The 24,180-nt window shown below is 50.8% G+C and carries 23 protein-coding genes; 10 read left to right on the top strand and 13 right to left on the bottom strand.

Annotated elements, in window-relative coordinates:
- Positions 1–60: 60 nt before the first annotated feature.
- Both citR and dsbG read right to left on the bottom strand, forming a co-directional pair.
- On the bottom strand, positions 61–981 hold the full coding sequence (gene citR, locus OGV85_RS22630; RefSeq protein ID WP_181522611.1) for a DNA-binding transcriptional repressor CitR: 921 nt from the start codon (positions 979–981) through the stop codon (positions 61–63).
- A gap of 204 nt (positions 982–1,185) precedes the next feature.
- Positions 1,186–1,932 (bottom strand): thiol:disulfide interchange protein DsbG, encoded by a 747-nt coding sequence (dsbG, locus tag OGV85_RS22625; RefSeq protein ID WP_061548062.1) that lies wholly within the window; start codon positions 1,930–1,932, stop codon positions 1,186–1,188.
- 365 nt (positions 1,933–2,297) lie between these two features.
- On the opposite strand from dsbG, the gene ahpC reads away from it, so the two are divergent.
- The 6 genes from ahpC (at position 2,298) to OGV85_RS22595 (ending at position 8,952) form a co-directional block, all read left to right on the top strand.
- Positions 2,298–2,861 carry an alkyl hydroperoxide reductase subunit C gene (gene ahpC / locus OGV85_RS22620; RefSeq protein WP_002894394.1) on the top strand — a complete coding sequence of 188 codons (564 nt, stop codon included), beginning with the start codon at positions 2,298–2,300 and terminating at the stop codon, positions 2,859–2,861.
- A gap of 154 nt (positions 2,862–3,015) precedes the next feature.
- On the top strand, positions 3,016–4,581 hold the full coding sequence (gene ahpF / locus OGV85_RS22615) for an alkyl hydroperoxide reductase subunit F (RefSeq protein ID WP_003022085.1): 1,566 nt from the start codon (positions 3,016–3,018) through the stop codon (positions 4,579–4,581).
- Positions 4,582–4,803: 222 nt separating this feature from the next.
- Positions 4,804–5,358 (top strand): TorD/DmsD family molecular chaperone, encoded by a 555-nt coding sequence (locus OGV85_RS22610; RefSeq protein ID WP_003022087.1) that lies wholly within the window; start codon positions 4,804–4,806, stop codon positions 5,356–5,358.
- Positions 5,355–7,631, top strand: coding sequence for a molybdopterin-dependent oxidoreductase (locus OGV85_RS22605; RefSeq protein WP_032948787.1), 2,277 nt, complete (start codon positions 5,355–5,357; stop codon positions 7,629–7,631). Before OGV85_RS22610 ends, OGV85_RS22605 begins: the two co-directional genes overlap by 4 nt.
- The gene (locus OGV85_RS22600) at positions 7,628–8,185 is read left to right on the top strand and encodes a 4Fe-4S dicluster domain-containing protein (RefSeq protein ID WP_003022094.1); all 558 of its coding nucleotides are present in this window, start codon (positions 7,628–7,630) and stop codon (positions 8,183–8,185) included. The genes OGV85_RS22605 and OGV85_RS22600 overlap by 4 nt, the downstream gene beginning before the upstream one ends.
- A complete protein-coding gene (locus tag OGV85_RS22595) occupies positions 8,185–8,952 on the top strand; it encodes a dimethyl sulfoxide reductase anchor subunit family protein (RefSeq protein WP_003022097.1) in 768 nt (255 codons plus the stop codon). Before OGV85_RS22600 ends, OGV85_RS22595 begins: the two co-directional genes overlap by 1 nt.
- A gap of 69 nt (positions 8,953–9,021) precedes the next feature.
- On the opposite strand, the gene uspG is transcribed toward OGV85_RS22595, so the two are convergent.
- Together uspG and rnk are read right to left on the bottom strand one after the other, a co-directional pair.
- Complete coding sequence (gene uspG / locus OGV85_RS22590) at positions 9,022–9,450, bottom strand: universal stress protein UspG (RefSeq protein ID WP_003022101.1); 429 nt, start codon at positions 9,448–9,450, stop codon at positions 9,022–9,024.
- A gap of 183 nt (positions 9,451–9,633) precedes the next feature.
- Positions 9,634–10,044: a nucleoside diphosphate kinase regulator gene (gene rnk, locus OGV85_RS22585; protein WP_003022104.1), complete on the bottom strand. Its 411-nt coding sequence runs from the start codon at positions 10,042–10,044 to the stop codon at positions 9,634–9,636.
- Positions 10,045–10,623: 579 nt separating this feature from the next.
- Here rnk and OGV85_RS22580 point away from each other — a divergent pair.
- Together OGV85_RS22580 and OGV85_RS22575 are read left to right on the top strand one after the other, a co-directional pair.
- Positions 10,624–11,454 carry an alpha/beta fold hydrolase gene (locus OGV85_RS22580; protein ID WP_003022107.1) on the top strand — a complete coding sequence of 277 codons (831 nt, stop codon included), beginning with the start codon at positions 10,624–10,626 and terminating at the stop codon, positions 11,452–11,454.
- A 96-nt stretch (positions 11,455–11,550) separates the two neighbouring features.
- Positions 11,551–12,174 (top strand): flavin reductase family protein, encoded by a 624-nt coding sequence (locus OGV85_RS22575; RefSeq protein WP_003022109.1) that lies wholly within the window; start codon positions 11,551–11,553, stop codon positions 12,172–12,174.
- 41 nt (positions 12,175–12,215) lie between these two features.
- Here OGV85_RS22575 and rna read toward each other — a convergent pair whose 3' ends face one another.
- From rna to citC, 8 genes are all read right to left on the bottom strand, one after another.
- Complete coding sequence (gene rna, locus OGV85_RS22570; protein WP_003022111.1) at positions 12,216–13,022, bottom strand: ribonuclease I; 807 nt, start codon at positions 13,020–13,022, stop codon at positions 12,216–12,218.
- 110 nt (positions 13,023–13,132) lie between these two features.
- Positions 13,133–14,596, bottom strand: coding sequence for a citrate/succinate antiporter CitT (gene citT / locus OGV85_RS22565; protein ID WP_003022114.1), 1,464 nt, complete (start codon positions 14,594–14,596; stop codon positions 13,133–13,135).
- 25 nt (positions 14,597–14,621) lie between these two features.
- The gene (citG, locus tag OGV85_RS22560) at positions 14,622–15,527 is read right to left on the bottom strand and encodes a triphosphoribosyl-dephospho-CoA synthase CitG (protein ID WP_061548063.1); all 906 of its coding nucleotides are present in this window, start codon (positions 15,525–15,527) and stop codon (positions 14,622–14,624) included.
- Complete coding sequence (gene citX, locus OGV85_RS22555) at positions 15,496–16,050, bottom strand: citrate lyase holo-[acyl-carrier protein] synthase (protein ID WP_003022118.1); 555 nt, start codon at positions 16,048–16,050, stop codon at positions 15,496–15,498. The genes citG and citX overlap by 32 nt, the downstream gene beginning before the upstream one ends.
- 3 nt (positions 16,051–16,053) lie before the next feature.
- Complete coding sequence (gene citF, locus OGV85_RS22550; RefSeq protein ID WP_061548064.1) at positions 16,054–17,586, bottom strand: citrate lyase subunit alpha; 1,533 nt, start codon at positions 17,584–17,586, stop codon at positions 16,054–16,056.
- 9 nt (positions 17,587–17,595) lie between these two features.
- Entirely contained in the window at positions 17,596–18,504 is a 909-nt protein-coding gene (locus tag OGV85_RS22545; protein ID WP_003022123.1) for an aldolase/citrate lyase family protein, read from the bottom strand.
- Positions 18,501–18,797: a citrate lyase acyl carrier protein gene (gene citD, locus OGV85_RS22540; RefSeq protein ID WP_003022125.1), complete on the bottom strand. Its 297-nt coding sequence runs from the start codon at positions 18,795–18,797 to the stop codon at positions 18,501–18,503. Before citD ends, OGV85_RS22545 begins: the two co-directional genes overlap by 4 nt.
- Positions 18,794–19,870, bottom strand: coding sequence for a [citrate (pro-3S)-lyase] ligase (gene citC, locus OGV85_RS22535; protein ID WP_032948797.1), 1,077 nt, complete (start codon positions 19,868–19,870; stop codon positions 18,794–18,796). Before citC ends, citD begins: the two co-directional genes overlap by 4 nt.
- 389 nt (positions 19,871–20,259) lie before the next feature.
- Here citC and dpiB point away from each other — a divergent pair, with 389 nt between their 5' ends.
- Together dpiB and dpiA are read left to right on the top strand one after the other, a co-directional pair.
- The gene (gene dpiB, locus OGV85_RS22530) at positions 20,260–21,921 is read left to right on the top strand and encodes a sensor histidine kinase DpiB (protein WP_003022131.1); all 1,662 of its coding nucleotides are present in this window, start codon (positions 20,260–20,262) and stop codon (positions 21,919–21,921) included.
- Positions 21,890–22,570 (top strand): two-component response regulator DpiA, encoded by a 681-nt coding sequence (dpiA, locus tag OGV85_RS22525; protein ID WP_003022133.1) that lies wholly within the window; start codon positions 21,890–21,892, stop codon positions 22,568–22,570. The genes dpiB and dpiA overlap by 32 nt, the downstream gene beginning before the upstream one ends.
- Positions 22,571–22,686: 116 nt before the next feature.
- Here dpiA and dcuC read toward each other — a convergent pair whose 3' ends face one another.
- Complete coding sequence (dcuC, locus tag OGV85_RS22520; protein WP_003022136.1) at positions 22,687–24,072, bottom strand: anaerobic C4-dicarboxylate transporter DcuC; 1,386 nt, start codon at positions 24,070–24,072, stop codon at positions 22,687–22,689.
- Between the last annotated feature and the right edge of the window lie 108 nt (positions 24,073–24,180).

Genomic DNA, 24,180 nt, shown 5'->3' with positions numbered 1-24,180 from the left:
TATTCATAATTATTTTGAATCGCATTTATTCATACAAATTCAAAATGAATTGATAAAGGTCTACTTGTTAGTTTTTAGGCTGTGCTTGCCGTCTATTTTTTTAATGAAATCGTCAAACCCAGTATTATTGAGTGACGCTCTGTTATACATCAAAAATAAATTTATTTTAGGTAGTGGGAACTCGGTGTTAATTTCTTTTAAATTAAATGTGCCGGCATATTGCTCATAAATTGCTGTTGGTAGTAAACCAATGATATCTGTATTTGAAATGATGTTAGCAATCGTTATTAATGAGTCGCTACGGAAACCAATGTCACGATTTTCCAGAAAGAATTTGGTTTGTTGCCTATATTCTTTAATGCCCGGGTCTTCAGAAAGAAGCTGCGTAAACTGTTCTTTTAATATATTTTCAAACGTGGTTTTCTCATTAATTCTGGGGTGGTTTTTGTTACAGACTAATACTGTTTCGATGGTTTTAAATGGCGAGCATATGATCGAGCGATTACTCACTGGAGCGGTAGTAATGACTAAATCTGCCTTTCTGTAAGCCAACAGGTTTTCCGCACTTTCAGCAGTGATGAGTATGTCATGGTGCTCAATTTCGACATGTGAGTCTTCTCTGAGAAAATGAATAACTTCCGCGATATTAATAGTTGTTGTTAGTTGTGGGCAGTAAATAATAAATTTTTTCTTCAGGCTGGAGTTATGCATAATGTTGATTGTCTGCTCCAGGTTGTTGAGATTTTTCTCAAGATGCTGATGTAGGTTAATTCCAGCCGTCGTTGGGGTGATTCCTTTACCTGAGCGAATAAACAGCGGGTCATTAAACTGTGTACGTAGTCTCTGCAATGACTGACTGACAGCAGAGGGCGTAATATACAGTGTTTCCGCCGCTTTACTGATGCTCAAATGTTGATATATGCATTCAAATATAATCAACAGGTTGAGATCGAACTTTTTGAGGTCATAGAGGTTAGCCATGCGTACCTTCCTGTGATGGTAATGTATTGAAAAATTCAATTGTAGAATAGTTTAAAGGGTAGTTATTCTTTAAATTTATGTTTGTGTGCTTAATGAATAATTAACTTTAGCTAAAATAGCACAAGTTGCGTAATTTTCAGCAGTAAAGTTAATTTAAATGAGTGATTGATATGAGAACGATAACAATCACTCATCTTGTTACTTTTATTTATTTCCCATGATAATGTTTAATTTTTCTTTATCCGGTAAGCCTACTTCCTGTTGTAACGTATCGTCTTTACTCATGTAATAGATAGCCGGCGTTACATTGGCCCCCAAATCATCCATCAACTTTTGGTTGATATTCAGTAACTTCATTTTCTCTGCAGGGACCGAAACCGGGATTTCCAGCTTCATTTTCCCGCCGGATGCCTCATAGTCATGCCAGGTTTTGGCCGGATCTTTGGCTGCCAGAATTGCAGCGGCGGTGGCCGGACTTTCAGGTTTAATTACGCCAACCAATAATGTACGCAACTGAACTTTACCGGATTCTACCCACGGACGCGCCTGCTGCCAGAACTGTTTACAATAGGGACAGAAGGGATCGGCAAACACGTACACAATAACCGGTGCCTCTTTTTTCCCGTCCAGAATCCATGACGCTTTTTCCATTCGCTGCCACATCTCACGTCCGGCAGGGGCATAGATCTCTTTTTCTATGAGCGCATTACTGAGGTTTTCGCCTTTTTCATTATACATGTAGCCGGAGATGGCATGTTTACCGTCAGGCGTGACATAGATAGTGACCCCCATGTCCTGGTATTTTCCCAGATAGCCTTTCATTCCACCCGGTGCATCGAAGGGCTTCAGGATGGTAATGCCCTGTTTCTCAATAGCTTTAACGGGAGCAGGCAGTTCTTCGGCATGCACCACGGCAGGGAGCAGGGTTAAAAGTAAGGTACGTTTAAACATTGATTTTCCTTATAAAATCAGCAGGAAAGGGGGCTTAATTGCAAAACCTATCGCAGCCATAGGTAAGATCGACCATCAGTCGATTGCCCTTTCTTGAGTTGGGTGATGTAATCCCCATCGCTGTTACGACCTTTGTTAAGGTAATGTAGAGCGCAACACATAGCCAGCCCTGCTGGCACTGACGTTACCTGCGGGTAGCTCGGGTAATGAGGCTCCCTGCATAGGGGGCCTTTTTTACTTTGTCTTTTAGGTTCGATTGAGTAAGTTGTTAGTTAACGCTTATTGATTTGATAAAGGAAACGCATTAGCCCTGCTAAGAGATTTTCGTTAACTTATCTCTCAACGAAAACACGGAGGAAGTACAGATGTCTTTGATTAATACCAAAATTAAACCTTTCAAAAACCAGGCGTTCAAAAACGGTGAGTTCATCGAAGTAACCGAGAAAGATACCGAAGGTCGCTGGAGCGTCTTCTTCTTCTACCCGGCTGACTTTACTTTCGTATGCCCGACCGAACTGGGTGACGTTGCAGACCATTACGAAGAACTGCAGAAACTGGGCGTAGATGTGTATTCCGTATCTACTGATACCCACTTCACCCACAAAGCATGGCACAGCAGCTCTGAGACCATCGCGAAAATCAAATACGCGATGATCGGCGACCCGACTGGCGCCCTGACCCGTAACTTCGACAACATGCGTGAAGATGAAGGTCTGGCTGACCGCGCAACCTTCGTTGTTGACCCGCAGGGTATCATCCAGGCAATCGAAGTTACTGCTGAAGGTATCGGCCGTGATGCATCTGACCTGCTGCGTAAAATTAAAGCTGCACAGTATGTCGCTTCTCACCCAGGTGAAGTTTGCCCGGCGAAATGGAAAGAAGGTGAAGCAACCTTAGCTCCATCTCTGGACCTGGTTGGTAAGATTTAAGTCGCATAATTTGTAGGCCGGATAAACGTAGTGCATCCGGCATTCCACAGGCGCAAATCTGCGCCTGTTTTATTCCAGCACCATGACGCAAGTTGCATTAATGCAGTCCCGCAAAATCGGCTTGCATGATGATGTTTTCAGAGAGGGAAGAAGAATGCTCGACACAAATATGAAAACCCAGCTCAGGGCTTATCTTGAGAAACTGACCAAACCTGTTGAGCTGATTGCTACGCTGGATGACAGCGCTAAATCGGCAGAAATCAAGGAACTGCTGACTGAAATTGCTGAACTGTCAGAAAAAGTCACCTTTAAAGAAGACAATACTCTGGCGGTGCGTAAGCCATCGTTCCTGATTACCAATCCCGGTTCTCACCAGGGACCGCGTTTTGCCGGTTCTCCGCTGGGTCATGAGTTTACCTCTCTGGTGCTGGCTCTGCTGTGGACCGGCGGTCATCCGTCAAAAGAGGCGCAGGCGTTGCTGGAGCAGATCCGCGATCTCGACGGTGATTTTGAATTTGAAACCTATTATTCGCTTTCCTGCCACAACTGCCCGGACGTGGTGCAGGCGTTGAACCTGATGTCGGTACTGAACCCACGTATCAAACATACGGCGATTGACGGTGGTACATTCCAGAACGAAATCACCGATCGTAACGTGATGGGCGTTCCGGCGGTATTTATGAACGGCCAAGAGTTCGGCCAGGGTCGTATGACGCTGACTGAGATCGTGGCGAAAGTGGATACCGGCGCAGAAAAACGTGCAGCTGAAGAACTGAATAAGCGAGATGCTTATGACGTGTTGATTGTCGGTTCTGGTCCTGCGGGAGCGGCGGCAGCGGTGTACTCTGCACGTAAAGGCATTCGCACCGGTCTGATGGGCGAACGTTTTGGCGGTCAGGTTCTTGATACCGTTGATATTGAAAACTACATCTCAGTACCGAAAACTGAAGGTCAGAAACTGGCAGGTGCGCTGAAAGCACACGTTGATGATTATAATGTCGATGTGATCGACAGCCAGAGCGCAAGCAAACTGATCCCGGCAGCGCAGGAAGGCGGTTTGCATCAGATTGAAACAGCCTCCGGCGCGGTGCTGAAAGCACGTAGCATTATCATCGCCACCGGCGCGAAATGGCGCAACATGAACGTTCCGGGCGAAGATCAGTATCGCACCAAAGGTGTAACCTATTGCCCGCACTGTGATGGTCCGCTGTTTAAAGGTAAGCGTGTTGCGGTAATTGGCGGCGGTAACTCCGGCGTTGAAGCGGCTATCGACCTGGCAGGTATTGTTGAACATGTGACGTTGCTGGAGTTTGCTCCTGAAATGAAGGCAGACCAGGTGCTGCAGAATAAGCTTCGCAGCCTGAAAAATGTCGACATCATTCTGAATGCGCAAACGACAGAAGTGAAAGGCGATGGCAGCAAGGTCACTGGCCTGGAGTATCGTGACCGCGTGAGCGGGGATGTTCACAATGTGGAACTGGCCGGTATCTTTGTGCAGATTGGTCTGCTGCCGAACACCAACTGGCTGGAAGGCGCCGTTGAACGTAATCGCATGGGTGAAATCATCATCGATGCCAAGTGCGAAACCAGCGTGAAAGGTGTTTTCGCTGCCGGTGACTGCACCACCGTACCGTATAAACAGATTATCATCGCGACCGGTGAAGGCGCGAAGGCCTCGTTGAGTTCGTTTGATTATCTGATTCGCACGACAGTAGCATAAAAAAGTAAGACTCACCTGCAATGTCAAAACCGCCAGTCATCCGCTGGCGGTTTTTTATTTCCATATACTCAAATTGTCAATTCTTGAAACAATAAACCGTATAAAACATTCACTTAATTAGCCTGATCATTATTTTTATCAAAGAAAGAGAGGGCGTTATCTTTATTATATTAACCTGCATTATTTTTTCATTTGTTGTGTGAATAAATGGTTGGTTAATTCATGGGTGAAATATATGAAACCCTGACGATCTTTGAATCGACAGGGTTATTGTTACGTGATTTTTTTATCTCTCACGATAGTTGCACGCTGAAAGCGGCTTATTCAGCTTTAGATACAAATGCCTCGGCGCTAACAGAGCAGGAGTGGCTGGAAGCGGAGTACGACTTCAATGCGCTGTTTGTCGGACCGCAGAAGCTAAAGGCCGCGCCGTTTGCTTCGGTTTATCTTGAAGAAGATGCCCTTGTAATGGGTAAATCAACCCTTAGCATTCGGGAATTCATGGCAAATATAGGGTTATCTATAAATGTCGGGAATAATATTCCGGATGATCATATTTCCTGTGTATTGGAATTGGCGGTTTTATTATCAGCTAATTCCAGAGCATCGTCAGAATACCAGGTGACCCTTACTCGATATGCATCTGAGTATGTCGCGGTGTGGGTGCCCGAGTATATAGAAAAAATAAATATAAATGCACAAACCGCCACGTTGAAAAACGTAGCTGGAAGATTGTCTTCTTGGCTTGATGAATTAAAAACGAGAGTATCAGTATGAGTAATGAACCGGGAGTTCTGAACAGACGTTCATTTTTGAAAGGGTTGATTGCCCTTGGCACGGTCGCAGCCCTGCCTGGGGGATTGCTGACTTCACGCTGTGCATTGGCGCAACCGCCCATTCCATTTAACCCCAAAACCTACAAAATCTATCGTAACGCCTGTCCGCGTAACTGCTATGACACTTGTAGCCTGAAAACCTGGGTGAAGGATGACGTCATCACCTTTGTGGAGGGTGCGCCTGAGTCAACGTTTACGCATGGCACGCCGTGTGTGAAGGGACTGAGCTACCCGCGTCGGGTATATAGCCCGGACCGCATTAAATATCCGATGGTTCAGGATGTTCGCGGCAGCGGGAACTGGCGTCGTATATCTTGGGAAGACGCCATGCAGCGTATTGCGACCAAGATGCTGGAAATCAAAAAGAAAGACGGCTCAATGCTGGGTCTGGCGCTGTCAAAATACTCAGGCAACCTCGGCGTGATGGGTTATGCCGTTGAAGGGATGATGTCTTCGCTGGGTTACACCACGCGTTTTGCCGGAACACCTTGCTGGCCAGCCGGTATTGACGCGCAAAACTACGACATGGGCGACATGTGGTGTAACGACCCGGAAGATATGGTGAAAGCCAAATACATCATTATCTGGGGGGCTAACCCTGCCTGGTGTTCAATGCACACCATGAAATATGTTTATCAGGCACGGGAAAAAGGCGCAAAAGTGGTCGTTATCGATCCGCTGTTAACCCAGACTGCCGCGAAAGCCGATCTCTACTTGCGTGTCCGTCCAGGCTCAGATGGCGCTCTGGCGCTGGGTATGGCGCGTCATCTGGTGGATAAAGGTCTGGTTGATCAGGATTTCGTCAATAACTATTCCCACGGATACCCGGAATTCGAAGCCTATCTGCGCAACAGTGTGACCGTTGAGTGGGCCGCTGAGATCTGTGGTCTTTCCGCTGATGTTATTCGTCAATTGGCGGAAGAATTTACCGCCGTTAATCCTGCCACCGTGTGGATTGGCTACGGTATGCAGCGCCATGTCAACGGCGGCGCGAACGTCCGTGCGATCGATGCTTTTGTGGCAATGACCGGCAATATCGGCATTGAAGGCGGTGGCGCTCGCTACGGCCATTTGCAGACATGGGGCTATAACTACCATGGAATGATGCAAAAGCCGCCTGCCGGTTCTGTCGGCATGAAAGGTGCAGGTGGTCCGGTAGGCGAGTTTGTCAGCGATAGCGGAGAGAAGAGCGAATTTTCCGATCGTGCGCTGAATATCAACCAGACGGCGCAAGGGATCCTCGACGCCAGTGAGCCGCCGGTAAGAATGCTGTGGGTAGCCTCTAAAAATCCGTTTGCTCAGGATTTTGACCGCAACAAGATGATTAAAGCGTTTGAGAAACTGGAAATGGTGGTTTGTGTCGACCAGTTCTTCAACGAAACCGTCCAGCATGCGGATATCGTGCTGCCTGTCACGACAACCTTTGAACAATGGGATGTCTCTTCGTCCTATTGGCACTACTGGTTGTCCGTCAATGAGCCGGCTATTAAACCGCTGTATGAGTGCAAGAGCGATCCGGAAATAGCGGCGCTGCTGTCCAAAACCATCAATAAACTGGAAGCTGGTTCATGTACTTTCCCGCAGGAGTTTGATGCCAAACGCTGGTTGGATCAGGAATTCAACGAGGGGATGGGCAAACAGTTTGGCATTGCGGGTTGGGATGACCTGCTGGAAGGACCGCGCAAAGCAAAAATGGTCAGTACCGCAGCCTGGTACGATCGTAAATTCAAAACGCCATCGGGCAAGTACGAATTCAAATCAGAACGCTGTGCAGAAAATGGGCATACGGCATTGCCGGAATACAAAGCGGGTGCGCAGGGGGCGTTACCGTTCCATCTGTTCACACCTCATCTTCAGTACGGCCTGCACTCGCAGTTTGTCAATCTGGACTGGATGCAGGTTTTCTGGCCAGAACCCTTTGTTTACATCCACCCGTCTGCCGCACAGAAAAAGGGGATCACTGAGGGAGCTCATGTCAAAGTCTTCAACGAGGCGGGTCATGTTGAGCTGCGTGCCAAAATCACCACCAATGTGCCGGAAGATTTCCTGGTGATGTATGAATCCTGGTTTAATAAGCTTAGTTACAACGTACAGAATGTGGTGAAAGATACGCCAGCCGATATGGGGAAAATGGCAACCGGCGCGCCAGGCGCGGCTATTCACAGTCAATTTGTAGATATTACTTTGTCAGGAAATGAAGGAGCAGCGGCATGAGACGCGCGTTTTTAGTTAATAGCGATAAATGCATCGGCTGCCGTGGCTGTGCAATGGCGTGTAAGAGTTTTAACCAGTTGGAACCTGAACGTTTCTGGCGCTATGTCTACCCGCTGGATAAAGAAATTTATCCGCATGAAGAGCGGGCGTTCTATTCGCTGGCCTGTAACCACTGCGAAAACCCGGCCTGTCTGGCGGCGTGTCCGGTAGAGGCGTACACCAAACGTGAAGATGGTGTCGTTGTGCATAACCCGGAGCGCTGTATTGGATGCAAAAACTGTATCCGCAACTGTCCATACGGTGCGCCGCGCTTTAATGAAGAGACGAAAAAGGCGGAAAAATGCAGCATGTGCTACGAGCGCCTTGACGTTGGTATGCAACCGGCGTGTGTAAATGCCTGTCCGGTAGGTGCGCTGACGCTTATCGATCTGGATGCCGATCCTATACCTGACAATGCTGTACAGTATCCGCCAGGATTCCCGCGTATGCCGCAGCTTAATCCTGGCACGCGTTTTATCCTTGCGCGTCAGCCGAAGCAGCCGGAGGGTAAGTAATGGAAAAGTATGAACTTCCGCTGGTCATTTTTACCGTATTGAGCCAGATGTCGGTTGGGATCACGCTCATTCTGACGCTACGCACGCTGCAAGGAAAACTGGAAAGCAAGCGCCTGTACTGGCTGGTAAGTGGGCTGGTTCTGGCGGCGGCGTCCGTGGCAGCGATCCTGCACCTTGCGCATCCGGATCGCGCCTACGATGCCCTGATTAACCTGCAGCACGCCTGGCTGAGCCGTGAAATTCTTGGCGCCACCTTATACGGTGCGGCGGTCGGGGTGACGTTTTTGGCAAAAGGGCACAAAGCGCCAGCTGTTCTGGCCTCTGTTCTCGGTATCGCGCTGGTGGTGGTGCAGGGGATGACCTATGCTGCCCCGGCAATGGTGGCGATCGCCAACGGTCTGACAATGCTGTTGTTCTTTATCACGGTGTGGGTGATGGGGTGTGCGGCGATTCCACTGCTTAAACTTGCACCTGCCGTTGCCGCATTGCGCCAGGGGATTGTTGTGTGTATGGCGGTCATGATCGCCGCGCCCATTATCTGGCTAAGCGGCGGCACCATCATGCAGATGACGGCGCATGCCTGGCTGACGTCGCCGCTTTATCTGGCGAGTCTGGTGTGTCTGGCGGTGGCCTTTGTGCTAAGCCGTCAGGGAGAGCGTCGCGCAAAAGCGCTTTTTGTCCTGCTGTTTGTTGGCATATTCCTGAGTCGTCTGACGTTCTTTGGCGATACGATCAGCACCATCGTGAATATCGGTCATTTGTATTGATCGTGAGGTAATAAAAACCCCTGTCAGGCGTTAACCTGGCAGGGGTTTTCTTTAGCGAATCAGTGGCTGTTAACGAACAACCAGCACTGGCAAAGTCGCGTGGCGGACAACGCTGGAAGCGTTTGAGCCGAGCAGATGGGTGCTGATTGATGGGTTACGCGACCCAATGACAACGACATCTGCATTCAACTCTTCACCCAACTCGTTGACCACATCACGGACACTGCCAAAGCGGACGTGTTGCTTAATACGGGAAGGATCGATGCTGAAGTGACCGACCATCGTTTGCAGACGGGTTTCCGCTTCGTGTTGCAGATGCTCTTCAAAACGACGGACATCGGCCGCAAAGCGGTGCAGGCTTAAGCTCGCTGAGCCTGGCAGCACATGCAGCAGATGGATAACCCCTTTATCCTGGGCCAGAAATTCTGCATGGCGAATAGCCTTGTCGCTCAGTTCCATTTCGAATACATCAACAGGCATTATGATTGTGTTGTACATAAACATTCTCCTTGTCATTACATGAACACATAACAGCATAGTATTAAAAATGATTCTGTCAGTCACGACACAGATTTATGTTTTGCGAACAGGAAAGAAAGCGAGGAGCAGGGAGATCTAACCGGAAAGAGGATGCGGATGCATCCTCTGTAAGATAAAGCGAGTGGCTTTGATAAGACAGAGTTAGCGCAGGTAGTCGCCTGCAGCTTCAGGCTGGTATTCAAGCTCAATGACTTCGAGGTGCGTTGAGGTCCCGCCTGGCAGTTCCCAGTGAATGGTATCACCAACGCGCAGCCCCAAAAGTGCAGCGCCGACAGGTGCCATTACCGAAAGCTGTGTGCTGCTGTCAGTCATAGTGGCCGGATACACCAGGGTACGCACACGGACTTCGCCATCACTCAGATTGCGGAATTTCACGCGGCTGTTCATGGTCACGACATCGTGCGGCATGGTTTCTGGAGAACACATTTGGGCACGATCCAGCTCGGCGTTAAGGGCGTCGGCAATCGGTAAACCAGCAAACGCAGGTTGCTCCAACAGGCGGTCAATGCGTTCCGCATCGAGGTCGTTAATGATGATAGTTGGTCTGGACATTTATTACTCCATGTCGTCGATACTGCGGGTGCGCAGGTAAATAATCCCAAAAGAAAACCCTCACCGTCAGGCGGCAAGGGTTTAGCTTTTATGATGATACTGAGACTTACCCCATGTTTGAAGTGATTTAGTTCACATTCAGGCAAATCATCAATATTGTCGCGTATGGTGTAATGTCAGTCAGTTAACGAACCTAAGGTAATAAATCTGTTGCCTCCGTCGCATTGCTACGTTCACCTTATGTTATTCACTTCTCTGAAACCATCCTACCTGTGAACGTGTTAAGGGTACTATCGCCGTACCCTTAACAATCCCGCCGGGAGCCTGGGTTGCAAGGGAGGCGGCGGTGAGCCTCCCTTGCTCGTTCACGGGTATCAGTGCTTCAGAGAAGTGATACCGCTGAGGTGAACGGAACCCTGAGCCGGGATCACATGTTCCCTATAATGCTTAACTGACAAGCATTACGCGTATGGTGTGATTTTAGCCGAAAAACGTGATCGTTCTCCAATTTGCATTATGCTTTTTAAGCGCTCGCTGCGGGCGCGTCAAACAACTCAGTGTTCCGCGACAGGAGATCTCATGAGCCAGTACGACAAACTTACCTTGAAAGACGGCAGCTATTTGCATTTTAAAGATTGGGGAAGTGGACAGCCCATTGTCTTCAGTCATGGTTGGCCGCTGACGGCAGATGCGTTTGAGGATCAGATGTTATTCCTCGGGTCGAAAGGATTTCGTGTGATCGCCCATGACAGGCGTGGGCATGGGCGTTCGGCCCAACCCTGGGATGGTCACAATATGGATCAGTATGCTGACGATCTGGCTGAACTTACCGCGCATCTCAATCTTAAAGATGCCGTCCATGTCGGACACTCTACCGGCGGCGGGGAAGTGGCGCGGTATATTGGCCGCCATGGAACGCAGCGGGTCGCAAAAGCGGTGTTAATTGGCGCGGTGACGCCCATTATGATCAAGACCGACTTTAATCCAAATGGCGTGCCGAAAGAGGTATTCGATGGCATCCGTGAAGGGGTTGTGAACGATCGCGCCGCCTTTTTCTATGAATTAACCGCTGCATTCTATGGCTACAACCGTCCTGGCGCAAAAGAGTCGAAAGCCGTCAGGGAAAGTTTTGTTGAACAGGGTTTACAGGGTTCCATCAAAGCGTTGTACGACTGTATCCACGCGTTTTCGGAAACAGATCTGCGTGAGGACCTCAAAAAGATGACCATCCCGACGCTGGTGATCCACGGTGATGACGATCAGATTGTCCCGTTTGAAACCTGCGGAAAGGTCGCGGCGGAAATACTGCCTGATTCGCAGTTGAAGGTATATGTCGGCGGCTCGCATGGCATTTGCACCACCCATAAACAACAGATCAACGGTGACCTGCTCAACTTTATTCAGTCGTAATCGTTGGCAGATTGTTCTACGCTGATCTTCTTTTTCCAGGGGGATGAGCGAAGCATAATTTGTGCTGCGCTGACGTTAACTTCAACAGGGAACGCTATGTATTTCTATCAACCGTCACAGGGACACGGCTTACCGCATGACCCGCTAAATGCCATCATTGGACCGCGCCCGATTGGCTGGATTGCGTCACGTGACGGCAATGGTCGGCACAATCTGGCACCATACAGTTTCTTTAACTGTTTTAACTATCATCCGCCGATTATCGGTTTCGCCAGCAGCGGCTGGAAAGACAGCGTGCAGAATATTATTGAAACCGGTGAATTTGTCTGGAACCTGACGACTCTTGAGCTGGCCACTGCGATGAACGAAACGTCAGCCAGCTTGCCGCACGGTGAGGACGAGTTTTTTGCCGCCGGGCTTAGCAAGGCAGATAGCCGGATAGTCAACGTGCCGCGCGTGGCGCAAAGCCCGGTCAATTTTGAGTGTCGCTTATCGCAAAGCCTGCAACTGACTACCGCTGATGGCTCACCGGTTGATACCTGGCTGGTATTGGGGGAAGTGGTGGGCATCCACATCGATGAAACGCTCCTGGAGGACGGCATCTATCAGACGGCGAAAGCGAAGCCGGTACTGCGCGCAGGTGGGCCAACGGCATATTATTCGATCAGTGAAACACACCGTTTTGATTTAGTTCGCCCGGACGCCCGAGCAAAACGCTAAGCTTACGGACCGACGCCAGCTTGCAGCGTCGGTCGCAAGTTTCAATATCCCACTTTGTCGATAATAAACTGTTTACCGCAGCTACCTGGATGCGGTTGCGGTAAGAATGACTGTGCAGATAACGTCTGGTTGATGTTGTCGGCTTTCAGGGATAACTGGATCTCAGTGAGATACGCCGGATTGCCGTGGCAGCTTAGCTTCACAGCTTTGACGTTCTCTTTACCCCAGCTTTTGGCAACTACGGCGTCAAATGCGTTACGGCTGACGGTTTTGCCGTAGTTTTCCGCCAGGAATTTGCCCACCTCGCTGTTCTTAACCTCATTATTCAGCCGTACCATCGTGCCAAAGTACGCGTCGGGATCAAAACCGAAACACGCGCCATGTTTGGCATACTCGTAACGTTCCAGACAGGATCTCCCTCCAGCGCCGGGCATTACGGCGCTGAGTTTTGCTGCGCTTTCCAGCGACAGCCCGGTTTCGGGGGCCGCGCATTTACGGCTGGCACGTGCTTCAGGCAGGTTGGGAATAGGGCGAGTCGCGCAGCCAAAACGCATCCAGCGGCGGTTGTCGACTCCACGGGCGGCAATGGATTTAGGCAGGCTGGGCCATAAACCGTGAACGGTCAGGAAATCCGCTTTGTCTGCGCTCTCTTTTTGTAAACGACATTCGTCAGGCTCCTGACGATTACGCTCGTGTTGGCTCTGACAAAATCCGGTTTGCCAGGAGAGGGCCAGCACGTAGCTGTCAAAATCAGTGTATTGTTTTGCCTGAAGTTCATCGGCCTGAGCTGCAGAAACTGGCAGCAGAAGCGCTGCCAGTAATGAAGAATAACGCCATGTTGATGTCATGATGATTTCGGATACTTATATAAATTCTGAATATCATCTATTTAATCATAAAAAATGCCAGTCAGGTTTAGCTGACTGGCATCATTTTCATCAGGTGTGAACCGAAATGATTAGCTCCACATCGCCAGAATCGGCCAGCCGACCAGCAGAAGCATAGAGATGTAGATAACGCCGAAGATAGCACCCAGACGCCAGTAGTCTTTGGACTTCACATAACCACAGCCGTAGATGATAACGCCAGGGCCTGTTGCATATGGAGTCAGACAGCCCATGATACCGATGGACAGTACCAGCAGGATACACAGGTGTTCCATTGGCACGCCCGGGATACCTTTACCGACAGCCAGAATAACCGGCAGCATGGTGGCAGTGTGTGCAGAAAGGCTGGCAAACAGGTAGTGAGCAAAGTAGAACACCAGCACCAGCACGATTACGGTCGCGTTAGGCGAGAAGCCTTCCAGGTGTGTGCTCATGGTGTTGGCGAACCAGTCGATGAAGCCTGAACGGGTTAAACCATTCGCCATAACGACCAGCGTGGCGAGGTTAACCAGGGTGTTCCATGCGCTGTTATAGCGGGTAATGTCTTTCCACGGTACCACGTGCAGCGCCAGCATCAGGGAGACAGCCAGCAAACCCACTGCGGTTGCATCAATCAGTTTACCACCGAAGACCCACAAGCCCAGGCTGAGCAGAACCAGACCGATCAGCGTTATCTCTTTACGGGTCAGTTTACCCATGCCTTTCAGTTCATCACCGGCCCATGCGGCAACTTCAGCACTGTGAGTGACCTCTGGTTTGTACAGAACGTATGACAACCACGGAGCAACGATCAGCAAAATAATACCAACCGGCAGGAAGCTGAGGAACCATTGCAGCCAGCTGATTTGAATACCGGCAATTTTGTTGACGAATTCCAGACCCAGTACGTTTGGCGCAGCACCGGTCACGAACATAGAGGAGCTCAGGCTGGTACTGATTACCATCATCCACATCAGATATCCGCCGATACGGCGCGCGGAAGGATCGTTCGGGAATGATTTAAACAGCGGTGGCAGGTTTTTGATAACCGGGAATACGGTACCGCCGGTACGCGCTGTGTTAGACGGTGTAAACGGCGCCAGCAGAATGTCGATGATAACAATCGCATAGCCCAGCGTCAGGGTGCGTTTACCCATGAATTTCACCAGGAACAGCGCGATACGACGACCCAGACCGGTGACTTCATAACCCAGTGCGAAGATAAACGCACCAAACACCAACCACACGGTGGTGCTGGAGAAGCCCGCCAGACCCCATTTCAGCGCTTGCTTACCCGCTTTAAATGCCGGGTCGGCCAGTTCTGAAGCATCAAACAGCAGATAGTTGCTGCCGATAACGCAGATCGTTACGGCGATAAAGCTGATCGCTGTTGCCGGAATTGGCTCCAGGATCATACCGACGATCATCGCCACAAACACGGCAAAGTAGTGCCAGGCCTGTGGAGGCATTCCATCAGGGACGGGGATAAGAAACATGACGCCCATTACGACCAATGGGGCCAGTAACTTCCATATTTTATCTTTTGCTAAAGACATGTGTGTGATTCTCCGGAAAGGATCTTTAATTGTGATAATGATGAACTTGTGAAATCTGAGCTAAGAACCAGGTGACGATCAGCAGATCGGCGCAGCCTCCGGGACTGAGGTTGCGTTCAATGCACTGTTGGTCGAACTGGTGTAGGTATTCGAGATCGGCAGGGGTACGAATCCCCCCTTGCTGCATCAGGGCGGTGGCCTGCTGCTGTAGCCAACGCAGACCTTCTGCGCCGCCACGTGAAGCCACGTTGGTGTCGCCGTTGATAGACATCAGCAGCAATAAAGTGTCGAGTAACGCCAGTTCAGGGTCGCGGCCCTGAGTCAGCAGTGCGCGGTAGTGCGGCAGGGCATGCCGGATGACTAGCGGGTATCCCGCTTCGGCTTCGCCCCGTGCGCCGGTTAATCCCAGTTGCTGATAAAGACGTTGGCCTGCCGTGAGTTGTTGATTGTTCTGGCGCAGTTCGCGCTCGGTCAGACCACGGCAAAATGTTGCTGCCGTAGAGCAAATGGTTTCAGCGGTAACAGTTAGTTGGAGCTGGTGCAGGCGGCCAATGGCGGCGCACAGCAGGCCCAGAGAAAAGATGCTGCCTTTGTGGGTATTCACCCCTGCGGTGGCGCGAAACATATCAGCTTCGCAGGCCATGCCCAGCGGGCGCAGTCCTTTCAATACATCCTCAGGCGACAGCTGTGCGCTAAACGCCCCATATTCAATAAAACGTGGCAGCCAGGCCTGAATAGCCTCGGCGCTGCGATGAAAATCTTCCAGCGCCATATCTTTATGCGCGCCGTTGTTAATACGATCTACCAGACCGGGTTTGGGTGACAGGTTGACTTCAGTCAGCATGGCGCGCCACGCGAGCGCTGCGTAAGCATCAGGCAGATCCAGAGGAAGGACTGCATTATTGGTTGATGTTGCGGGAATCGGCATCATGCAGCAGTGCCTCCATCTGAGTGAGTAAGTCGGAAAGTGCGTGGGTTTTACCCCGCGCACAGTCGGCAGCACTTTGCTCGCACAGCAGACAGCGGCGGGCAGGGAGTGCGAAATGACGCCGGGACAGAATTTCCCCTTCAGGGGTCAGGACATCGATGTCCCATAGCCGTCCCAGCGGGTGTGAATGCTCAAGTTCAATCGTGGCGAGCTTGAGGTCGTGGGCCGGAGCCTCAATAGACAAAAGACCTTCTGGACCGCTGGCAGAAACCAGCGCTGTTTGCTCCCTGACAATCCAGGCAGATTGTTCCGCCAGCGCGAGCAAGGCGGTTACGCCGTGATTAAAGATGCGACGGGTTAATGCGCTGTCTTTAATCGGACCCGGTGCAACCACGGTGAACGAGACCAGTGGCGCAGAGTGGCGTGTCAGCCAGTCCTGTTGCCTTGCTTGTCTCTTATCGCGGCTGGCGAGCAGCTCGGGAATCGAAACCGCGTGTTGGGTGGCGAGTTCAGGGAGCAGGTGCATGGCTTATTCCTTCACCTGATGCACAACGTCAATCACTGAACCGTCGCGATAACGCACAACGGCAATCACGCGGTCAGTGAATTCGATAGCGCGTGGCTGACCGGTGAGTTGCTGTGCACGTTCGCGCAGCCATTCAATGGACACCACTTTCATACCGGCTTCTTTCAGTCGTTCTGCCAGTTCCGGACGTGCAGGGTTGACGGCGATACCGTGGTCAGTGACCAGAATATCAACGCTGGAGCCAGGGGTTACGCAGGTCAGCACGTTATCAACCAGCGTCGGGATGCGTCCGCGAACCAGCGGTGCGACGATGATGGAAAGCGCTGCGGCCACAGCCGTATCACAGTGTCCGCCGGATGCGCCTCGCAGTACGCCGTCAGAACCGGTCAGTACGTTCACATTGAAGTTGGTGTCTACTTCTAATGCGCTCAGTACCACCACATCCAGACGGTCAACGGATGCGCCTTTTGAACCCCAGTTGGCATACTGGTTTGCACTGATTTCAATGTGGTTTGGGTTGCGGGCCAAGGACTCAGCCGCGTTACGGTCGAAGCTCTGCACGTCCAGCAGTTTGCGAATCAGGCCTTTTTCATGCAGATCCACGATGGTGGCGGTGATGCCGCCCAGCGCGAAGTCAGCACGGATATCGCGGCTGCGCATTTTGTCTTCCAGGAAACGTGTCACGGCCAGAGAAGCGCCGCCGGTGCCTGTCTGCAGTGAGAAGCCTTCATTGAAGTAGCCGGAGTTAGCAATGACCTCTGCCGCGCTACGGGCGATTAACAGTTCACGCGGGTTAGTGGTCATGCGGGTCGCATCAGCACCGATTTTGTCCGCATCGCCGACCTGATCGATCTGCACGATCAGATCTACCTGATCCTGTGTAATGCTGGCCGGGTTATGTGGATAGGTCAGCAGTTGTTCAGTCAGCAGGACAACCTGTTTCGCGTTTTCGGCGTCTACGCGGGCATAGCCCAGTGAACCGCAGCATGCTTTACCGGTATAACCGTTGGCGTTACCAAACTGGTCGCAGGACGGTACGCCGAGAAACGCCACATCAATGCTGAGTTCGCCGCTTTGTACCAAGTGTACACGTCCACCGTGGGAGTGAATCTGTACCGGTTCGGCCAGCAGGCCACGGGAGATCTCTTCCGCCAGCGGGCCACGCAACCCGGAGGTATAAATACGGCTGACCACACCCTGACGGATGTGCTCAACCAGCGGAGCATGGCAATCGCTCAGAGAGCTGGAGGCCAGCGTCAGATTTTTAAAGCCCATACTGGCGATGGCGTCCATCACCAGGTTAATCGTCAGATCGCCACCGCGAAAAGCGTGGTGGAAAGAGATGGTCATGCCATCCTGTAAACCCGAACGACGAATGGCGTCTTCCAGGTTAGCGCACAGCTTTTTGTCGCGCTGTTTTTGCGCCTGTAGTTCTACTTTTGCGGTGCTCTGATAAGCGGAAAGCTCACTTTCTGCATGACGGCTCCAGGTCGCCACGCGATCCTGGCGTTGAGACTGTTCGATTTTCTGCGTCATTTTTTTGCCTTATTCTTCGCGAATGCCGGAAAGTTCTGCACGGGAGATAACCAGAAGGGCGCGCTCGATAACCGGGCTGTCGACCATTTTGCCGTTCAGGGAAACCACTCCACGACCTTCGCGGGCAGCGGCTTCAGCGGCTTCTACGACCAAACGGGCGTGAGCCAGCTCTTTGCGCGTCGGAGCGTACAGGTTATGCAGGAGTTCGATCTGGCGCGGGTTGATGAGCGACTTGCCGTCAAAACCCAACTGCTTGATGTGTGCGGCTTCGTGCAGGAAACCTGCTTCGTTGTTGGCATCGGAATACACGGTGTCGAACGCCTGAATACCGGCAGAACGTGCAGCCTGCAAAATAGAGCAGCGGGCAAACAGCAGTTCAGTACCCTCCGGCGAGCGTTCAGTGCGCAGGTTACGCACATAATCTTCAGCACCCAGAGCAATACCGATCAGGCGCTCGGAAGCGTGGGCAATTTCTACCGCACGGGTAATGCCTAACGGCGACTCAATGGCGGCTAACAGGCCGGTGCTGCCGGGTTCACGGCCACAGGCGTTCTCGATGCGCAGAATTTCACTTTCGATGTCGATGACATCCTGCGCGGTATCGGTCTTCGGTAAACGTACGATGTCAGCACCGCCGCGTACCACGGCTTCAAGGTCGTTGATGCCCCATTCGGAGTCGAGGGCGTTTACACGCACGATGGTTTCAACGTCGTGATACAGCGGATGCTGCAGCGCGTGGTACACCATGCGGCGAGCGGTATCTTTTTCACGCAACGCGACGGAGTCTTCCAGGTCGAACATCAGTGCATCTGCCGGGTAGATGAACGAGTTGCTGACCATGGCGGCATTGGCACCCGGTACGAACAACATGCTGCGGCGAGTACGGGTTTTACGTTGTTGCAAAGATGCGGAAATCACTGGCAATCCTCCCATGGCAGTGCCGGAATACCGCCAGCGCGGGCCAGTAGTGCTTCCAGTCGCGCACGTAAAATGCAGTCCAGTGCGCCTTTATCATCAACATTTAATTGCACGCCGCGTACGTTGTAGCGGGACAGAACGTCCAGGATGGTGGTGCGGATGGCATCACCGAACTGTTTTTCGACGCTACTGTTAACCTGCAGGTCAATATCCTGCGAATCGAGTGGGGCGATGCGAATCATCACATCACCGGACTCGAGTGTGCCTGCGACGGCTGCCTGGTTTATTTTCATTTTTCACCTGTTGCTAATGCGGGGGTATTTTGGCGGACTGCCGCACCCGATGAGGCTCGTTCAACCATGCTTTGCAGATAGTGCAGCGTGGCGTCAGGGACCAGGGATGCGATAGCCGTGAGATCTTTTTTAACCAGCAGCTTGCGCACCCAGGAGGCGGAAATCGGCATCTCCTGGAAGCACAGCCGCTCAATTTCCACCAGTTCAATCGGTGGGGCGGGAAGCGTTGGGGTCTCCAGCCAGTAGCGCATATCGTTGTTGTACTGGGAGGTGACGGAGCAATACGGCTCGGTACCGACGAAACGATGTGTAACGCCGAGAGCCGGTGCCAGGTACTGGCGGAAGATTTTCAGGTCTATTTCGGTGTAGCAGTGGTTAATAACGCTCTGCTCTTTGATGAAGTAGCACGGGAACGTGGCGCGGGAAATGATGTATTCCGAACCGCGATGCACGGTTAAACGTGGAATATCTTTTGTCCCTTTAAGCACCAGATCCAACCGGTCTTCATACGGAAACCGTGAGGTATCCTCTTTGACCAAAAACAGATGCAGCCAGTCACATTGTGCGGCCGCCTGTTGGATCAGAAAACGATGTCCGTTGGTGAAGGGGTTGGCGTTCATGACGATGCAACCAATTTTTTTCCCTTCACGACGCTGTTTTGCCAGAGATTCAGCGTAACGTTTCAGACGCGTGGTGCTGTTTTCCATCAGCACCATAATGCCGGGAACGCTGGTCAGCGTAGAAAAGCCACACTGTTTAAACAGCGATTCGTACTCGGTTTTGGTATAGATGAAGAGGTGCGTACAGTGGCGCTCATAGGCGAGGTTGATTAACTCGGTCGCCAGCGTCAGCGCTAAGCCTTCGCCCCGTACGGATTCGCAGATGGCGACACATTTAATAATATTCCCAGCGATACCGCCGCAGGCAATCAGGCGGTCGTCACGGGTGACGGTGATAAATACTTCGACGGTGGTGTCAACGCTCAAATCATTCTCTTTCAGAAATTGCGTGATAGCCGCCATCTTTTTATTTTCTGAGCGTTTAACTTGCGTGAATATATTATTACCGAACATAGTGAATAGAGCCCCGATGCTATATTTGTTACTGGGTTTCTGTTTTTGTTGCTCTACTTAGCAACCTGATAACGTTTCGTTTGCAATTGAAGGGAATGATTTTTTATTACGGAGTATTTCTTTTTTTCCCTGCTGCATACATCGTAAGGGGTATTTCGGAGGTAATTTTTGATTTATTTCACAATAAGTTAGAAGGTTTTAATGTGTTTTATGGTTTTAAGTTTTTTAATTAATTTAACCTCGAAATAGCGTGTGGTTTTAATTTGTTTAATTGATTTAAAGTGGGGAATCTGCAACGATCTTGTTTTATACCGTAACGTGTAAATAAAACATTTCTATTACAACTACAATGAGAAATAAGTTTCGGGCAACGTGGATGAGGAAGATATATGGCTGAGCAGAAAAATAAAACACGGTTTCCTTTTTTCCGCAGCCTGGCGTTTCCTTTACGCATCTTTCTGCTTATTTTGGTCGTTTCTGTTTTTATCATCGCCGCCCTGGCACAATACTTTACCGCCAGCTTTGAAGATTATCTGGCCACGCATGTCCGCGATATGGCAATGAACCAGGCCAAAATCATCGCCTCTAACGACAGTATCATCACGGCAGTTAAACATCGTGATTACAAGCGTTTGGCGACGATTGCCGACAAACTGCAGAGCGGAACTGACTTCGACTATGTGGTTATCGGGGATACCAACTCCATTCGTCTATATCATCCGAACCCGGAAAAGATTGGCTACCCGATGCAGTTCACCAAACCCGGTGCGCTGGAAAAAGGAGAGAGCTACTTTATTACCGGTAAAGGGTCCATCGGGATGGCAATGCGCGCTAAAACGCCCATCTTTGATGACGATGGCAAAATCATTGGCGTAGTCTCAATTGGTTATCTGATCAGCAAAATCGATAGCTGGAGATCGGATTTCTTACTCCCGATGGCCGGTGTGTTTATCTTGCTGTTGCTGGTACTTATGCTGCTATCCTGGTTTTTCGCTGCCCATATTCGTCGGCAGATGTTGGGTATGGAACCGAAACAAATTGCGCGGGTGGTACGTCAGCAGGAAGCGTTGTTCAGCTCGGTATATGAAGGATTGATTGCCGTGGATCCTGATGGTTATATCACCGCAATAAACCGCAGTGCGAGGAAAATGCTGGGGCTGTCTTCACCTGGGCGAAAGTGGCTTGGAAAACCGGTGAGTGAGGTGGTTCAGCCAGCGGACTTTTTCACCCAACAGATTGCGGAAAAACGACAGGATGCGATGGTAAACTTTAATGGCCTGAGCGTTATCGCCAACCGTGAAGCGATTCGCTCCGGTGACGAACTGCTTGGGGCAATCATCAGTTTTCGTAGTAAAGATGAAATTGCTACCCTTAATGCGCAATTAACGCAGATCAAACAGTATGTAGAGAGCCTGAGAACGCTGCGTCATGAGCACCTGAACTGGATGTCGACCATCAATGGCCTGCTGCAAATGAAAGAGTATGACAAGGTTCTGGCCATGGTGCAGGGAGAATCCCAGGCGCAACAGCAACTGATTGACAGCCTGCGTGGCGCGTTTGCCGATCGTCAGGTCGCCGGTCTGTTGTTTGGCAAGGTGCAGCGCGCGCGGGAACTGGGCCTCACCATGACTATCGTTCCGGGGAGCCAATTGCATCAACTCCCCGAGGGGCTGGATAGCACAGAGTTTGCAGCAATTGTTGGCAATCTGCTTGATAATGCATTTGAAGCGAGCTTACGCACCCAGCAAGGCAACAAGGTCGTAGAGCTCTATTTGAGCGATGAAGGGGATGACGTGATCATCGAAGTTGCCGATCAGGGATGCGGTGTGCCGGAAGCATTGCGTGAGAAAATATTTGAACAGGGTGTGAGCACCCGTACCGATGAACCAGGTGAACATGGCATCGGTTTGTATCTGATTGCAAGTTATGTGAGGCGCTGTGACGGGGTGATTACGCTCGAAGATAACTCCCCTTGCGGTACCTTATTTTCTTTATTTCTTCCGAAAGTGAAAAAAAATAATGACGGAACCATTAACGCTGTTGATCGTTGAGGATGAAACGCTACTGGCGGAAATGCATGCTGAATATATCCGCCATATACCCGGTTTCAGCCAGATATGGCTGGCGGGTAATCTTGAGCAGGCGAGGATGATGATTGAGCGTTTTAAGCCCGGTCTGATACTGCTCGATAACTACTTGCCGGACGGCAAGGGAATTACGTTGCTGCATGAGCTGACCCAGGCGCGCTATCCGGGCGGCGTAGTGTTTACCACGGCGGCTAGCGATATGGAAACGGTCTCCGAGGCCGTGCGCAGCGGTGCGTTTGATTACCTGGTCAAACCCATTGCCTACGAGCGGCTGGGGCAGACCCTGACGCGTTATCAGCAACGTCGACGCATGTTGGCGGGGAATGACAGCGCCAGCCAAAAGCAGATTGATGAAATGTTTAATGCCTACGCGCGGGGCGAACCGAAAGGGGATTTACCGACCGGGATTGATGCGTTAACACTAAATGCAGTGTTGAAATTATTCGCCGACCCGACGGTACACCATACTGCGGAAACGATCGCCCAGGCGCTTACCATCAGCCGAACGACTTCTAGACGCTACCTGGAGTACTGTGCCAGCCGTCATTTGATTATTGCGGAGATTATTCACGGTAAGGTGGGTAGGCCGCAGCGTATTTATCATGGCGGCTAAATGCTGATTTCTGACGTAGGCCGGATAAGATGTTTTAGCATCGACATCCGGCAATGGTGCGGTTTAAATGCCGGATGCGGCGTAGATGCCTAATCCGGCCTACATTTCACTGAGTATCAGCCGCCAACGACGGCTGAAGAAGAACCTGGTACCATCACTTCAGTTGCGATAATCACCACCAGCAGTCCAACCAGAACCGGAACCGAAGTACGTTTCACCACTTCGAACGGAGAAATCTTTGCCATACCTGCGACAGCGACAACCACGCCGGAGACCGGGGAGATGGTGCGCCCAAGGTTTGACGCCTGCAGCATCGGGATAACAAGGTAAGCCGGGTTAATGCCGGAAGAATGCGCCAGCTTAGGGATCATCTCAACGAAGGCGTAGAACGGGGCGTTACCGGAACCCGTAGTCATTGCCGCCAACATAGTCAGGATCACCAGCACCATCATCAAGATAATGCTCGCTGAACCAAACGAGGTGGCGATAGAAATCAGACTCTGAATAAAGCCGATTGTGCTCAGACCCTGGGCAAAAACACCCGCAGCGACTAACAACATCACCACGTTAGCAAAGGCATCCGCCATGCCACGGTAAGCGACTTCCAGACCAGAGAAAACCTTTTGGGTGTTGAACCCACGTACGAACTCCAGAATAGCCGCGATGAGCATGCACAGAACCAGAATCGTAATGATATGCAGCTGCGGGCCCCATTTACCATCAAAAATCAGGACGCCAACGATCGGGGTAAACGGCAGAATGGCGTAAAATGACGGGGCAGTCGTGGTGATTTCAGCCACATCTAACATTTCATGAGAAATGTTCTCTTTTTTATCCAGAAAACGCTGCCAGAAAAAGTGGGCAATCGCCATAGCAATGATGGCGGCAATAGAAATTGGCAGCGTGGTTTTAAAGGCGAAATCGATCAGCGGCATTTCCGCAGCTTTTGCCGCCAGCACCACATCACCGGATGTTGGTGAAAGAATAATTGCAGCAGGGGAGGCACAAATAGCCGCTGCAGCGCCACGGCTGATTCCAACGTTAACCATGACCGGGAACAGTGTTGCCATCAGCAATACGCCCAGACCGGTTGCTGAAGAAACCGCCAGTGACATCAGGCAGGCGACAAAATAGGCGGCAATCATTAGCAGGTAAGGAGAGTTGATGTATTGCAGGGGCTTGGAGGCCAGCTTAACGACCATATCGTTCGCGCCAATATGGGTCATATAGGCGGCAAAACCACACAGCATCATGATCATCATGCCGAGATCGCCACCACGGCTCATCAGCAAAATTTTAATATATTCAACAATGTCTGTTGCCGTATAGCCCGTCGATGCCGCGCTGGATGGCAACACTTTATGCCCCATCAGCGCACTGATAATCAACAAAACCAGACCGCCAACAAACAGTACGCCTGTCGCGGAATAACCTTTAATGATGTAGCGCGCTACACCTACAATAACCACAACCCCAATAAGGAGTTCAATAAATGTCAACATCGTTTCCCCTGTCGCATTGCTGCCCAGAAAGTAAAAAAACTAAAAAAAGTAAAAAGTGGTGACAGAATGTGCCTAATAAACCGATAACTCTTGCTGATTAAAATCAAT

It is taken from the genome of Citrobacter sp. Cf132 (assembly GCF_030333885.1).
In the GTDB taxonomy this organism is placed as follows: domain Bacteria; phylum Pseudomonadota; class Gammaproteobacteria; order Enterobacterales; family Enterobacteriaceae; genus Citrobacter; species Citrobacter freundii.
The sequence above is the reverse complement of the archived record's forward strand: the minus strand, read 5'-3'. Positions and strand labels throughout refer to the sequence as shown.